This is a genomic window from Vibrio sp. SCP2, from assembly GCF_059295395.1.
Map to the genome: position 1 here is coordinate 1,438,931 of NZ_JCAFVV010000001.1, position 13,762 is coordinate 1,452,692.

13 protein-coding genes are annotated in these 13,762 nt (G+C 45.3%); 3 read left to right on the forward strand and 10 right to left on the reverse strand.

Annotation, left to right across the window (positions count from 1 at the left end):
• Positions 1 to 70 precede the first annotated feature (70 nt).
• The 7 genes from AC5O63_RS06875 to norR form a co-directional block, all read right to left on the reverse strand.
• Complete coding sequence (locus AC5O63_RS06875; RefSeq protein WP_494504398.1) at positions 71 to 985, reverse strand: DMT family transporter; 915 nt, start codon at positions 983 to 985, stop codon at positions 71 to 73.
• 204 nt (positions 986 to 1,189) lie between these two features.
• A complete protein-coding gene (locus tag AC5O63_RS06880; RefSeq protein ID WP_494504399.1) occupies positions 1,190 to 2,527 on the reverse strand; it encodes an MATE family efflux transporter in 1,338 nt (445 codons plus the stop codon).
• Positions 2,528 to 2,706: 179 nt separating this feature from the next.
• The gene (locus AC5O63_RS06885; protein WP_494504400.1) at positions 2,707 to 4,626 is read right to left on the reverse strand and encodes a monovalent cation:proton antiporter-2 (CPA2) family protein; all 1,920 of its coding nucleotides are present in this window, start codon (positions 4,624 to 4,626) and stop codon (positions 2,707 to 2,709) included.
• Positions 4,623 to 5,243: an NAD(P)H-dependent oxidoreductase gene (locus AC5O63_RS06890; RefSeq protein WP_494504401.1), complete on the reverse strand. Its 621-nt coding sequence runs from the start codon at positions 5,241 to 5,243 to the stop codon at positions 4,623 to 4,625. The genes AC5O63_RS06885 and AC5O63_RS06890 overlap by 4 nt, the downstream gene beginning before the upstream one ends.
• Positions 5,244 to 5,340: 97 nt before the next feature.
• The gene (locus tag AC5O63_RS06895) at positions 5,341 to 5,952 is read right to left on the reverse strand and encodes an HAD family hydrolase (RefSeq protein ID WP_494504402.1); all 612 of its coding nucleotides are present in this window, start codon (positions 5,950 to 5,952) and stop codon (positions 5,341 to 5,343) included.
• Between the two features lie 15 nt (positions 5,953 to 5,967).
• Positions 5,968 to 6,327 carry a glutaredoxin family protein gene (locus AC5O63_RS06900; RefSeq protein ID WP_367937991.1) on the reverse strand — a complete coding sequence of 120 codons (360 nt, stop codon included), beginning with the start codon at positions 6,325 to 6,327 and terminating at the stop codon, positions 5,968 to 5,970.
• 88 nt (positions 6,328 to 6,415) lie between these two features.
• Positions 6,416 to 8,002 (reverse strand): nitric oxide reductase transcriptional regulator NorR, encoded by a 1,587-nt coding sequence (gene norR / locus AC5O63_RS06905; protein ID WP_494504403.1) that lies wholly within the window; start codon positions 8,000 to 8,002, stop codon positions 6,416 to 6,418.
• A 255-nt stretch (positions 8,003 to 8,257) separates the two neighbouring features.
• Here norR and hmpA point away from each other — a divergent pair, with 255 nt between their 5' ends.
• A complete protein-coding gene (gene hmpA, locus AC5O63_RS06910) occupies positions 8,258 to 9,433 on the forward strand; it encodes an NO-inducible flavohemoprotein (protein WP_239824742.1) in 1,176 nt (391 codons plus the stop codon).
• Between the two features lie 80 nt (positions 9,434 to 9,513).
• On the opposite strand, the gene AC5O63_RS06915 is transcribed toward hmpA, so the two are convergent.
• From AC5O63_RS06915 to AC5O63_RS06925, 3 genes are all read right to left on the reverse strand, one after another.
• Positions 9,514 to 10,053, reverse strand: a complete 540-nt coding sequence (locus AC5O63_RS06915) for a hypothetical protein (RefSeq protein WP_494504404.1) — start codon at positions 10,051 to 10,053, stop codon at positions 9,514 to 9,516.
• The gene (locus AC5O63_RS06920) at positions 10,046 to 10,585 is read right to left on the reverse strand and encodes a YaeQ family protein (protein ID WP_494504405.1); all 540 of its coding nucleotides are present in this window, start codon (positions 10,583 to 10,585) and stop codon (positions 10,046 to 10,048) included. Before AC5O63_RS06920 ends, AC5O63_RS06915 begins: the two co-directional genes overlap by 8 nt.
• Positions 10,586 to 10,654: 69 nt before the next feature.
• Positions 10,655 to 10,864: a cold-shock protein gene (locus AC5O63_RS06925; RefSeq protein ID WP_004745419.1), complete on the reverse strand. Its 210-nt coding sequence runs from the start codon at positions 10,862 to 10,864 to the stop codon at positions 10,655 to 10,657.
• Positions 10,865 to 11,217: 353 nt separating this feature from the next.
• Between AC5O63_RS06925 and AC5O63_RS06930 the strand changes: the two genes are divergently transcribed.
• Together AC5O63_RS06930 and AC5O63_RS06935 are read left to right on the forward strand one after the other, a co-directional pair.
• Entirely contained in the window at positions 11,218 to 11,430 is a 213-nt protein-coding gene (locus AC5O63_RS06930) for an alternative ribosome-rescue factor A (protein WP_494504406.1), read from the forward strand.
• 393 nt (positions 11,431 to 11,823) lie between these two features.
• Positions 11,824 to 13,749 (forward strand): amidohydrolase, encoded by a 1,926-nt coding sequence (locus tag AC5O63_RS06935; protein ID WP_494504407.1) that lies wholly within the window; start codon positions 11,824 to 11,826, stop codon positions 13,747 to 13,749.
• The last annotated feature ends 13 nt before the right edge of the window (positions 13,750 to 13,762 follow it).

The window sequence follows — 13,762 nt, forward strand, 5'->3', positions numbered from 1 at the left end:
TCAGGTCACCTGACGAATTTGAGCGTGTTGGACAAACGATTAGAATGATTCAGCAAAGTTTGGTGCAGGGTTACTTTTTATTTAAGGTGTAAACCGACACGACGACAAGAACAAGCCCCAATGCATGCCAGATCGTAAACACTTCATCGAGTACCACGACCGCCATTCCAGCGGTAATTCCTGGGCCTATATTACTTGTTAGGCTCAAGGTTGTTGGTGTCAGTCTTGCCATCGCGGCGGCGACCAAATACGAAGGCAATACGGTGCAGAATATGCCAAGTAGTACGCCAGTTACGATTAGCTCGCGACTCCAAGTCGCAATATCGGCGCCGCTCAACGCTAAGTGAACCAAAATAGCCAGTCCGGCGCTCCCCATACCAATACTGGTAAACAGTGAGCTACCAAGGTGGCCGATAAGCGGCTTACTCCATACAAGATAAAACGCGAACACCAGTGCTGAACCAATAGCGAGTAAGCTGCCAAGAAGCACGGATTGCCCTAGGGTCTTAAAGTCATGAACAACAATAAAACTGATACCTAGGTAACCAATCAACGCAGAGACGATCACTGTGCGGCTAGGTTTTTGCTGATACAAAGCCCAACTGATCAGCACGACAAAAGTAGGAAACAAGAAGATCAATAATCGTTCTAGCTGGGCGGTAATAAACTCCAGCGCGGCAATATCAAGGAAACTTGCCACGTAGTAGCCCATCACACCAATAGCGGCAGCTTTAAAGCCATGTTGTTTAACTTTACTTCGGTTTTCAGATTTTCTGCAAAGGTAAACGAGCATAAGTAGGTAGAGTGGAAGAGAGCTAAACGCACGCAGAGTCATAATAGAGGTTGCATCGCCACCATATTGGTAGGCAACTTTGACCAAAACGGGTTTTATCGAAAAGAGGATGCAACCAGCTAGCGCAAGCAAAATCCCAATTTGAGAGATGGGTGAGCTAGATGAGGGGGCGACGTGTGCTTCTTCAGTCATGTTTCTCGTATCCTTTCTTTGAGAGTGGTGGCTACGAGAAAAGTGGTGTTCTGGCTACGTTTCTCGCAGCCAGACAGGAGGTTACCTACCGGCTACAGGCATTAAGGAGAAGGAGCCAAAGGTAGGTAAACGTGAATTTCATAATTATTCCTATATGATGAGTTTTTAGACTATCGACATATGCTTTAGATTGCAATCAACAAATTATGCTGATTGTAGCCTAGCTTCAATTTGTCCTAATGCTCTTTGGTACATAGACCAAGCGCATATGCCCGCTAGGATATTACCGCCGAATGCACCCCAAAAAAGACCTTGAATCCCTCCTAGCTGTGCACCTAACCACAAACAAGGTAGGAAAAAGGCAAACAGGCGCAGAGCTGAGATAGTCAGGGCGGTATAGGATTTGCCAAGTGCGTTTGAAATTGAAACCATCAGCATGCAGATGCCCAAAGGCCCCAAACTAAATGGTACGATCATCAGATGGTAATTTAGGATGGTTTCTACTTCTGCTTCGCTGGTCATTAGCAATGCGAGCCAATTAGAGGTGAGTAAGGTGATAGCTGCGATAACGATCTGAAAACCGATAACGAATTTACACGCAATCACCACAAGCTTGCGAATGTCGGCTAAATTGTTCCCACCGAGTAGCTTACCAACCATAGGCGGCATTGACATGGTCAGGGCAAGCACTGAAACAATCGCAAAGAATTCATAGCGAGAGCCGAGTGCCCATGCTGCAACCGCTGCCGTGCCGTAGCTAGCGAGGAGCTTTGTGGCTAACATTGACGATAGTGGCGGCAGCAATTGACTGATCATTGCTGGGCCCATGATGTTACCAATTGAACGCACGCTTTTAACCACATTCAAATCGCTCCAATCGAAACTCATCCAATGTTTGCGAGTCACCTTAGGGGCGACAATCAAAATACCGATACCAAAGGCGAGAATGGTGGCAATAGCTGCTCCGTTGATCCCCATATCTAGAGTGAAAATAAAGATAGGATCGAGGATTAAGTTGAGAAGGCTGGTGACCATCATCATGGTGCCAGGCAACATAGTGTTGCCGTTGGCACGACATACGCTGTAAAGGAAATAGAGCACGGCACCTACCCAAGCACTGACTAGCCAGTAAATCCAATAGCTATCAATGATAGGAAGAACACTATCCGGAGCACTAAGCAGAGACAGAATCGGTTCACGCAATAGGTAGATAATGACTGAAAATAGCGCGACACCAATGCTTCCCATTGCAATCACGAGGCCGCCGAGTTGTTTAGCATAGCGCTCTTGATTCGCTCCAATGGCTTTGGCAATCACAGCGGTTGTCGCGATACCCAAACCAACCTGAATACCGATGATCACCATCTGAATTGGCAGGGTAAAACCTTGTGCAGCAAGAGGCAGAATACCCAACTGACCGATGAACGCACTATCTACCAATTGGAAACTCATAATAGACAACACGCCAAAGAGCATTGGCCAGGTCATTTTGAACAGCTGTTGCCCCAGCGAAGGGGATGTTTCTTGTGTCGTTACAGTCATAATTGAGCTTAGTTTATTTCACCAGTTGTAATACCAACAGGAATAAATATCTAATCATCTATTTATCCTGATTGCTATAAAGACAAACCGAGGCTTGATGCCTCGGTTTTCATTCAAGTTACTGTTACATCGTTACTGCTGTGTAAGAATTCAAGTCTAAATCTAGAAAAACAGGAAAATTACTCTTCTTTAAACTCATCCGCATACCCTTTGGGAGGAGGAGTCCAACCTCGTTCTCCACCTTCATGGCGGTCGCTGCGGTCAGCTTGTATCGCCAGTTTGATTTGCTCTTCAAGGTGCATAAACAGTTTACGATAGTTATTATCAAAGCGTTCACCCTCAGAGTCATCTTCCCAAGCTTGGTACAGGATGTCAGACTTCTTGTCTTCAACACGTTTATAGGCTGATTTTTGCTGCTCGACAGTAAATGGGTGGTAGTTCAAAGAGCGCATCGCGTGCGCACCGAGTTCCAGAGCAGAGTGATAAGTCTCAAGCTCGACAATATCAGCCCCAGCTTGTCTCAGTAGATAGCCATGGCCGCGGTCAAAGGCGCGCACTAACACCTTCACTTTCGGATAGGTATGCTTGACGTATTTGGTCAGTTCAACACTGGTGTCTGGATTGTCGATAGCGATAACGATCATCGCTGCGTCTTCAATCCCTGCGGTATGGAGCAAGTCTGGTCTGCTTGCATCACCAAAATAAGCTTTAGTATTGATTTGTCGCATAACATCAACTTGCGCCGCTTGTTGATCAAGGACGACCGTTTTAATTCCGTTAGCAACCAATAGGCGGTTAACAATCTGACCAAAGCGCCCAATCCCCGCAATAATCACAGTGCCTTGCTCTTCAATGGTATCGGCTTCTTGATCATTCGATTGCTGTTCAAAGCGCGGTAAGATCACCTTATCGAACAGAATGAACAGTCCCGGTGTAAGGAACATAGACAGCGCTACAACGAGCGAAAGCGTTTGAGCGATGTCATGTGGAATAACATGGTTTTGCACGGTAAAACTAAGCAGCACAAATCCAAATTCACCCGCTTGAGCAAGGCTAAGAGTAAACAGCCAACGGTCACTATTCTTGATGCGGAAAATAAACGCCAAAGTATAGAGGACGAGTGCTTTGAGCAGCATGACTCCAATCGTCAAGCCAATGATAAGCGCAAAGTCATTGAATAAAATACCAAAATTGATGCCTGCACCTACGGTGATAAAGAATAATCCAAGTAGAAGCCCTTTAAATGGGTCGATATTGGATTCAAGCTCATGGCGGAACTCACTGTTGGCAAGAACAACACCTGCTAAGAATGTACCTAATGCCGGAGAAAGCCCGACTAAGCTCATCAATGCCGCTATCCCTACCACTAACATCAGTGCAGTAGCGGTAAATATTTCACGTAGACCTGAGCTGGCAACGAAGCGAAACAGAGGGCGACTTAAGAAGTGGCCGCCAACGACTAATCCCACTATAGAAGCGATGATGACTAAGCCATAGGCCCAACCCGGAAGGCCTGCAACTAAACTTAACTCTTCATGGTGGTCAGCGGCGGCACCAACGGCATTTTGCGTCTGTTCGACTAACTCCGGCAAAGCAAGTAGCGGAATAAACGCCAGCATTGGAATAACGGCGATATCTTGGAATAGCAGAACCGAAAATGCGTTCTGTCCGCCTTCAGTTTTCGTTAAGCCTTTTTCATTAAAGGTTTGAAGAACAATCGCAGTCGATGAAAGCGCAAAGATTAAGCCTATTGCTAACGCGATAGTCCACGGCTGCTCGAAATATAGGGCAATTGCCATAACAACGGCGGTTGTACCGCCAACTTGCAGGCCTCCAAGACCCAATAGACGGTTACGCATCGACCAGAGCATCTTAGGTTCTAGCTCAAGACCGACTAAGAATAGCATCATCACAACACCAAACTCAGCGAAGTGCTGAATGGTTGTGGTTTCTTCGCCTACTAGCCCAATAATCGGGCCGATAATGACGCCCGCGATGAGATAACCAAGAACCGAACCTAACCCTAATCGTTTGGCGATAGGCACAGCAATCACAGCCGCTACAAGGTATATAAAGGCTTGGAGAAAGTAACCTGTCATGCTTCGTCCTCTTTCACTAATGTGGCGAGATAATGATTGAGTTTTTCTGGTTTACTCGCTTGTTCGAAATCTATCTCGTTGGCGACGAGCTTGGTTAGCAAGCTTGACCAGTTTTCAACGTGTGATATCACTCGTCCATCTTCTTGAGCAGTACGCGCACCAAACAGTGCAAAGGGGGCGAGGTATTGCATGCCTGTCAGCGTTGCCATTTGCTCCAACGGATGGAGCAACTCGCGAATCGTGAAATGGTTGTACCCATCAGTTTGGTAAGCATCGGCTTTACCCCCTGCCGATAGAGAGCAGAGGAATTTTTTGCCATGCAGCGCAGTGCCGTCTTGTCCGTAGGCGAACCCATATTCCAAAACGAGATCCTGCCACTCTTTTAAAATTGCAGGCGTGGAGTACCAGTAGAGGGGAAACTGAAAAATGATCACATCATGGTCAACTAGCCTTTGCTGCTCTATATCTATGTTGATGTGGTAGGTCGGGTACTCATGGTAAAGATCAACAACCGTAACGCCTTCAACCTTTTTTGCTGCTTTAAAGAGGTGTTGATTCACTTCAGAGCGTTGAGGTGAAGGGTGAGCGTAAAGCACAAGAACTTTGTTTTCAGACATAGACTATCTCACTGATTTAAAGGCCATTTCTCGAAATTGGGCACAGAAACTAATTGTTACATAGTGATTATATTTACGCCACTAATGCGAGCGCGAGCTATTGATGAAATGGAGCAAACGCTTGTTCTAAATCATGCAGGTGCTCAACAACCAAAGAGGCATGCGCCGAGAAGTCTGTAGGTTTGCCATGTGTTAATAGACAAGAGGGCATGTCTGCATTAAAGGCAGCTTGTAAGTCATAGAGATAATCTCCGACATAAAGGATTTGATGACGTTCTAAGTTCCACTCGTCGGCGAGAGATACCAGCGAATCAGGAGCTGGTTTAGGTGGGAAGTGCTCTCGGGTGATAATACGTGGGATTTTGAGTGCGTTGTGAGAGACTTTTTGTTCTGCGGCTTGGGCGCAATTTCGAGTAATAATCGCAGTTAAGAGTTGATTAGAATGGATAAACTCAATCAAAGATTGGCATCCGGGCATAGGGTGCGATGAATTAGCGTCGTCTAGCTCATGTTGGAGAATAAGCGCATTGGCTTGTTGAGAGGTTTGATCACAGTCCAATTGGTCAACAAAAGAGAGCAAGTCTTTATCGAGCGGGCAGCCGATTTGCTCTCTTAGCCAACGGAAGTCCATGTCAGAGCTCACCAGAGTATTATCCAAATCAAAAACAATGGCTTTGATATCGCGAATATTCAATGGTATGTGTGACATAGACAATCCTTATGTTTATGCGAACTCTTTCTCCAAGTACGCGACAATATCCGAAGACTCATACATCCATTGTACGTCTCCGTCCTTTTCAATTCTTAGACAAGGGACTTTTACTTTTCCACCACCTGCTTCAAGTTCTGAGCGGTGCGTCTGATCGTTCTTTGCATCACGAAGGTCAAATTTTACCGATTGACGTTTCATTGCTCGGCGCACTTTTACACAGAACGGACATGCTTCGAACTGATACAGTGCGAGTGACTGTGCTTTGGTGTCTACCTCTTGCTGCGCTTCGTTCGAGCGCTTAACCCCTTTTGGTGAGAAGACAAAGTTGAGCAGTAGGATAACGCGTCCTAAAAACCAGCGGATAAACTTCATAACAATCCTATTTATATAATTCTAACTTCAGATGACATTTACGTTACGCATTGTAACCGAGATGTGATCATTCTTGAATCCTAAAAGCTCAGCTAACTTTCACCTGATGTTTCTTGGTAACTTCGATACCAAGGCGTTTAGCCAAACGAGTCAGGTTGGCGCGATCGGTTTTTAGTGCACGTGCCGCTTTGGCCCAATTAAACTCCGCCTCGGTTAAGGCTGAAACGATCATTTTACGTTGATACTCTTCGGTGGCTTCGCGCAGTCCCAACGAGATGTCTAACTCTACGATCGCATTAGAGGAGTCAAGCGCCGTATCGTTGCCCGAAACAATAGACTGTAGTTCACCGATGTCTTCGATTGATACCGTAATCAGTTTACCGTTTTTACCGCGGGCTCGTGCTTTGAGTGCTGCTCGATTGATGACATGTTCAAGTTCACGAACATTGCCCGGCCAGTTGTAGCGAGAAAGAAGAAGCTGTGCATCTTTACCTAGCTTGATCTGGACAATACCAAGCTTACGTCTTGCTTGTTCAAGAAAGTAACCGGCGAGTAAAACAATGTCGCCGTTTCTTTCACGAAGTGCTGGGACGGTAATTGGGTAGACGCTTAATCGGTGGTAGAGATCTGAGCGGAAATGCCCTTCAGAAACTTCTTCTTTGAGATCTCGGTTAGTAGCGGCTAAAACGCGAACGTCGATGGTTTCTACCTTGTCTTGCCCGACCGGTTGGATCTCATTGTTTTGCAGTGCACGTAGAATCTTGCTTTGTGCTGCAAGGGGCAGTTCTCCTATTTCGTCTAAGAAAAGCGTTCCGCCATCGGCTAAGGCAAACTTGCCTAAACGAGATTTATCTGCGCCAGTGAAGGCGCCTTTAACGTGCCCAAACAGTTCACTTTCGACCAAATTTTCGGGAATAGCGGCACAGTTTACATACACCAAGGGCTGTTTTTTACGTGGTGATAAGTGGTGCAGGCTTCGTGCGACAAGCTCTTTGCCGACACCAGTTTCACCATGAATCAAAATATTGAAACTGGATGGAGCGACGACCTCAATGTCGGCCTTCAAAGCTTGCATCGCTGCGCTGTCACCAATGATATCCCCACCATCACGATCCCAAGCGTCCTCATTAAGCTCTTCAAAGCGTTGTTGGGTTTGTTTTGCCTGTTGTTCTAGTTGGCTTACCGTGAGCGCGACTTTTAGTGTAGAAGCTGCAATAGCCGAGAGTGCATCTAAGCTGCGAGTTGGAAACTGCTCAAACACGCCTGGCGTTAAGCTATCAAGAGTTAAGACGCCAAGCAGTTTATCTGCATAGAGTAAAGGTAAGCCCATACACGAGTGCATCGGTAAATCGCCTTCGTAATCGAGGAGCAAATTATCAAACGGATCAGGAAGATCGCTATCGGCGTCAAATCTTACCGCGGTTTTCGACTCACAGATTCGGGCAAATCGTGGATGTTCGTCTATCTTAAAACGACGACCTAATGTGTCGCGGGTTAAACCTTGTAGAGCCAGCGGGACTAGTGTGTCTCCTTGACGTGACAAAAGCGCGACACTGTCACACTGAATCGATTTACGAATGGCATCAAGTAGGTTGTTGAATCTATCTTGATCGTTGTCTCCGCGAGCGAGACCAATTGTCATATCAATGAGGGTTGAAACAGAGATATCTTGCATAAAATTACCAACAGCGGGGGCAGGAGAAACCCAATTTAAATCGGATGTTGCTAAATTAATCACACTGAATGCGGTATTGCAACCTATTAATGTCAATTTGACCTATTGTAAAAGTGTCGTAATGACTTTTTCTAACCGAAAAATAGCAATAAAACTAGTAGTTTAAAGGGATTCTGAAGTTGGCACACTTCGTGCTGTTAAGGGGTATAAAAAACTTAAATATAACTAACTATAACTACTGAGGAGTAAGTCCTAATGCTTAACAACCAACATATCGAAGTCGTAAAGAGCACTATTCCACTTCTAGAGTCTGCAGGCCCGGCGTTGACTCAGCATTTCTACCAAAGAATGTTTAGCCACAACCCAGAGCTAAAAGATATCTTTAACATGACCCACCAAAAAACAGGGCGTCAAAGTGTGGCTCTTTTCGAAGCGGTTGCGGCTTATGCGAAAAACATTGAGAACCTGGAAGCGCTGACTTCTGCAGTTGAACGTATTGCTCACAAACATACTAGCTTTAACATCCAAGCAGAGCACTACCAAATTGTCGGTCACCACCTTATTGAAACGTTGCGTGAACTGGCGACAGAAGCTTTCACACCAGAAGTGGAAGAAGCGTGGACCGCTGCGTACCTTTTCCTTGCTCAGGTATTCATCGATCGCGAGGGCGAATTATATCTACAACGTAAGCAAGCCGTGGGTGGGTGGCAAAATGCACGTGGCTTTGTTGTGAAGTCGAAAAAGGCAGAATCAGAGCTAGTGACTAGCTTTGTGCTAGAGCCAGAAGATGGTGGTGAGGTATTGGATTACCAACCAGGTCAATACATTGGTATTGAGCTAAAGCCTAGCCAAGGTGATTACAACGAAATTCGTCAGTACTCTCTGTCTCAAAAGCCGAATGGCAACGATTACCGAATCTCAGTGAAACGCGAAGTCGGTGAACATAAAGGCTTAGTATCTAACTTCCTCCATGACGAAGTGAATGAAGGCGATAAAGTGAGTCTTTATGCTCCAGCGGGTGACTTCTATTACCAAGAAAAGCAGCAACCAGTGGTACTTATTTCAGCGGGCGTGGGTGCAACTCCGATTCAATCTATGATGCAAACCCTCGCTTCGCAAGGTAAGAAAGATGTGAGCGTTCTATATGCATGTAACGACCAAAAGCAACACACATTCAAAGATGAAACTGCGCAGCTTGTACAGCAGAACAACTGGAAGCGTTTCACTTGGTACTTAAATGAAGCAAGTGCCGACTTTTCTGGTGAGCTAGATTTGAACCTAGTTGCGAAGGAACTACCTCTTGGCAGCGCAGATTTCTATCTATGTGGTCCAGTAGGCTTTATGGAATCAGTGGTACGTCAACTAGAAGCGTTAGGCGTTGACCGCGACCGAATTCACTACGAAGTGTTCGGCCCTCATACTTACCTATAATCTGAGCAATATTAAAAAGGCCCTCATTTCGAGGGCCTTTCGATTTTGGTTCATCACTACGCGGTGCTGTCACCGTTAGACTAGCTGAATAACTTCTTAAGCCAAGTGATAGGGTTAAATGACCCCGAAGCTTGAATAGGGGAGCGTTCTGACCCGTGATAGTAGCTCGACAAGAATTCTGTTCTCAGCGACTGAACATCAAGTTTATTAACTGAGGAGATAAGCTCAGCCGTGTTTTGTGCATGATCGTTGGCAAGACTAAAATCGAGTCTTAGATAACCTTGGATATACAACCACAGATGAGTACAAAGGATCAGTTGATCCATTCCTTGCTCTTCAAACTTTCCTGCGTGCTCTTGACCTAAATTGTCAGTGAATGCTTGATGCATTACCTGCATAGACGCGGCGTTAGATTGCACGTAACTGCTCGCTTCGACATGAGCCTTAGTCAGAATGCCAAGTAGGTGATTGGAAACAGGGCTTTCCGGTTTGTTTTGTCGCGCTTTTTCAAACAAAGGTGAGTGAGCCTGACAAAACAAATCCCAAGCTTTAGATAGAGCAACCAATGACGGCAGAGTGTCAGCTCCTATCGCTTTGAGTTGCTGCTCCAAATCAGTCATTCGACTGTAAGCTCTCTAGAGAAATCTCAAATGACCCTTTGTCAGAGTCAACAAACAGGCTATCTCCAGTGATCATCACGGATAGATCCATACTGCGTTCGACAATCTCTGATAGTGCTTCGATACCGTTCCAGTCAAAGCGGTAGATGCTCGCATCATACTGGTGGACTTTATTTTTGGTCTGTTCCCACCAAACATCGGACTTACTGTTAAAAGAGAAAACATCCACTTTCTTAGCCAAGCGGCAAGACTTCTTAATGCGATCAAGGGATGGCTCCCCGATATCCACCCAAAGTTGAATTTGGTCGTCGAGAGACTTGACCCAAAGATCCGGCTCTTCAGTGGTTGATAAGCCTTTTGTTAGCGCTAGTTCCGGCTGCCATTTAACACAGAAGGCCAAAATGCGCGCCATCATTCGTGGTACTGTTTCTGATGGGTGCTGTGCGACAGTAAGCTGTGTAGAGTCGTACAAGTCGCGGTTGGTGTCGGAAAGAGAAATTCGGAATTTATAGATAGTTGGTTTAAGAGCCATGAGCCTTACTTATAGTCAAAAAAATAGCCAGCGTAATGCTGGCTATTGTAAATCTTTAGTACTAGACAATTAAAGTACTTTAATTTGCTCAGCTTGTGGGCCTTTTTGACCTTGAGATACTACGAACTCAACTTTTTGGCCTTCAACTAGAGTACGGAAACCGTCGCCAGTGATTGCTGAGAAGTGTGCGAAAACGTCTGGGCCGTTTTCTTGCTGGATGAAACCAAAGCCTTTAGTTTCGTTGAACCATTTAACTGTACCAGTAACAGTGTTAGACATAATGTATATCCTTGATAAACCTTGTAAAAGCCATACGGCACCGATAGCGTGGAAAAGGAGATTGCTATTGCGTACGACGTTGCGGTAGATATTCAAGTAATCCAACGAAACGGCGAAATTAAACAAGAACCGTTTTCTAGCTGCGATCCAGTCTAAAGCGAAGTGCAACTAAGTCAATAAAAATAAGGAGCTTTGTACAGTTTAATATCGTGTTTTCACTAGAAATTTGCGCTAGGTATAGTTTCGAAAATATTACTGATTAGCGTATAAATAGTGTAACATTCGTTTGGCTAGTAGATTGTATCGTTTTACTATTCTCTGGCTAATATTTAATCATTTATTGTGGAGGCCGCATGGCTAAGAACAAAGCAAAAGGTGACATTGGAGAGGTTGTCCTCATCCATGATGTCGAGATGGGTAGAGGGCAAGTAAAAGACAACGCCCTAAAAGCGATGGTAACCAGTAAGCTCTACAGAGCCAAGGTAGAGAAAGCGAAAAAAGGCAAAGGGAGTTATCAGCGCAACATGAAACACAAGGGTAAAGAGCCCTATTCAAAAGCCGCTTAACAAGCGAAGTTTGAATAGGGCTTTTTTCATGAGCTTTTAGCTTAAATTGACTGCCTTACAAGCGGAATACACCTCAATAGATACAGCACTCCTTCCTACTCACTATCGTATATTTCTCAGATAGTTAATAACCATTGATTGTCCTCTAACTACCATTCTCCTGTAATAGGTCATTTGGCATGCAAAAATTGCATGCTCAGACCCATATCCAGACGCATGCTTGGCGAGTTTGCCGTTCCCTCCATGCATGCATAATAAACATCATTATGAAGCTAAATGAGCTGCTCTTAGGTAGAGCAACCCATGTGTTAGTTAGCAATATCTGCAAGTCGGTCATAAGCCCTAAAGGGGGCTTGTGACAATGCGAAAAATTAACAAAGACTGGAAAAAGCTATGAAGCGTAAGATGTTAGACCTAAACGATAACGACAATGTACTCGACAATCCTTCACGTCGTGGATTTTTTAAAAAGGCTGGAGGCGCTGCCGCTCTAACGATGGCAGTGAGCCCAATCGCTCAAGCGGTAGGTAATGCTACACCGGGTGACGCTCGTAATGTTAAAGGTAAGCTGATTCTCTATGTTAACGGTAAAGTCTACCAAGGTGACAAGTTTAATCAGCATTGGGCTGAAGCGTTTGCTGTAAAAGGCGACAAGTTCGTACAAGTTGGCACAACGGATGAAATTTTAAAGCTACGCAAGAAAGATACTATGGTGGTCGATCTTCGTGGTCATACCGTAGTACCGGGTCTTATTGATGACCACATGCATCCAGAAATGGCGGTAGAAAACTACAATAACGTCGCTGTGGATGAATGCGCGACGACTTGGGAAGAGTTCAAACAAAGCGTAGCGAAAGAGCTGCGTGAGAACCCAGATAAAGACTGGGTATTTGGTGGCAATTTAGATTACTTATGGGATGATGGCAGCGATATCCAAATGTTTGGCAAGCCTTCTCACAAGAAGATTCTCGATGAAATCATTCCCGACAAGCCTGCATTCTTCTGGGAGTGTTCTGGCCATGCAGCACTAGTAAACTCTAAAGCATTAGAAGTGTGTGGAATCACCAACGACAGCCCAGATCCTATTGGTGGCCACTATGTGAGAGATGAAAATGGCGAGCTAACAGGTGTTCTTCGTGAGCTTGCGGCGCATGTGGTCTGGGAAAAGTGGCTACTGACGCTTCCTCGCCCAGAAGTGATTGGCGATAAGCAGCTTAAACCTATCTTTAGTTACTTAAACAGCTTCGGTTTAACGTCCATTACTGAACCTTGGTCTCGTGAGATGTACGGGCAAGCATACAAGTATCTTGACGACAAAAATGACCTAACGGTACGCATTACCTCTTATGCTACCGATACGGTGGATTTTGCGACTGAAGAGATGCAAGAGCTATCTAAAAAGTACATCTACAACCATAAAGATTATTCTGGAGACAGGATTCAACTTGTTGGTGTTAAATACATCTTAGATGGTGCGGCTGCGGGTCAAACGGCTGTAGTTGTTGAACCTTATGAAGGTACGGACGGTTACACCGGTCCTTGGCGCAATACCCCAGAGGATTATCGTGAAGGGCTGCATCGTTATGATGAAATGGGCTTAGTAGTACACGCGCACTGTGCGGGTGACGGTGCTGCACGCATGGTGCTTGATGCGGTTGAAGAGCTGCGTAAGAAGCCTGGCAACAATGCAGATAAACTCAACCATCGCATTGCTCATACATCCATGATCCACCCAGATGATATCCCACGCATTGCAAAGAACAATGTGTGGGCAGAGTTCTCTCCAGTATTCTGGTACGACATGGCGGCAACCCGTGTTATTGCAAAAGATATCGGACAGCACCGTGTCGATAAATATTTCTTCCCAGTGAAGCCAATCGTTGATACAGGCGCGTTGGTTTCGATTGGTACTGACTGGACGGTTACCCCAGTAAATCCTTGGATTGCTCTAGAAACGATTGTCACTCGTCGTGGTGCTGGCTTAACTGAAGGGCCAACATTAAACGCTAAAGAACATGCAATTCCATTAGAAACGGCGTTTTGGATGTATACCCAAGGTGGAGCAAATAGCCAGAAGCTGGGTGATAAAATTGGCTCGATCACTGCTGGTAAGTTTGCTGATTTTGTTGTGCTTGATCAAAACATCTTTGACGTTGCAATCCATGAGGTTCATAAGACCAAGCCTCTAAGTACAGTCGTTGGCGGCCAAGATGTTTACCTGAGCTCTAAAGTTGAGGATATCCTTGATTTAGGAAAACTAGAAGGTAAATACGCAAACAATACTATGACGTTTGCAACCAATGGTCGTCACTTCACTTAGTATTTAAAACGCC

Bases quoted from the DNA above. Each gene is read 5' to 3' on its own strand.
- AC5O63_RS06875 (WP_494504398.1), bottom strand. From the start codon at position 985: ATGACTGAAGAAGCACACGTCGCCCCCTCATCTAGCTCACCCATCTCT.
- AC5O63_RS06880 (WP_494504399.1), bottom strand. From the start codon at position 2,527: ATGACTGTAACGACACAAGAAACATCCCCTTCGCTGGGGCAACAGCTG.
- AC5O63_RS06885 (WP_494504400.1), bottom strand. From the start codon at position 4,626: ATGACAGGTTACTTTCTCCAAGCCTTTATATACCTTGTAGCGGCTGTG.
- AC5O63_RS06890 (WP_494504401.1), bottom strand. From the start codon at position 5,243: ATGTCTGAAAACAAAGTTCTTGTGCTTTACGCTCACCCTTCACCTCAA.
- AC5O63_RS06895 (WP_494504402.1), bottom strand. From the start codon at position 5,952: ATGTCACACATACCATTGAATATTCGCGATATCAAAGCCATTGTTTTT.
- AC5O63_RS06900 (WP_367937991.1), bottom strand. From the start codon at position 6,327: ATGAAGTTTATCCGCTGGTTTTTAGGACGCGTTATCCTACTGCTCAAC.
- norR (WP_494504403.1), bottom strand. From the start codon at position 8,002: ATGCAAGATATCTCTGTTTCAACCCTCATTGATATGACAATTGGTCTC.
- hmpA (WP_239824742.1), top strand. From the start codon at position 8,258: ATGCTTAACAACCAACATATCGAAGTCGTAAAGAGCACTATTCCACTT.
- AC5O63_RS06915 (WP_494504404.1), bottom strand. From the start codon at position 10,053: ATGACTGATTTGGAGCAGCAACTCAAAGCGATAGGAGCTGACACTCTG.
- AC5O63_RS06920 (WP_494504405.1), bottom strand. From the start codon at position 10,585: ATGGCTCTTAAACCAACTATCTATAAATTCCGAATTTCTCTTTCCGAC.
- AC5O63_RS06925 (WP_004745419.1), bottom strand. From the start codon at position 10,864: ATGTCTAACACTGTTACTGGTACAGTTAAATGGTTCAACGAAACTAAA.
- AC5O63_RS06930 (WP_494504406.1), top strand. From the start codon at position 11,218: ATGGCTAAGAACAAAGCAAAAGGTGACATTGGAGAGGTTGTCCTCATC.
- AC5O63_RS06935 (WP_494504407.1), top strand. From the start codon at position 11,824: ATGAAGCGTAAGATGTTAGACCTAAACGATAACGACAATGTACTCGAC.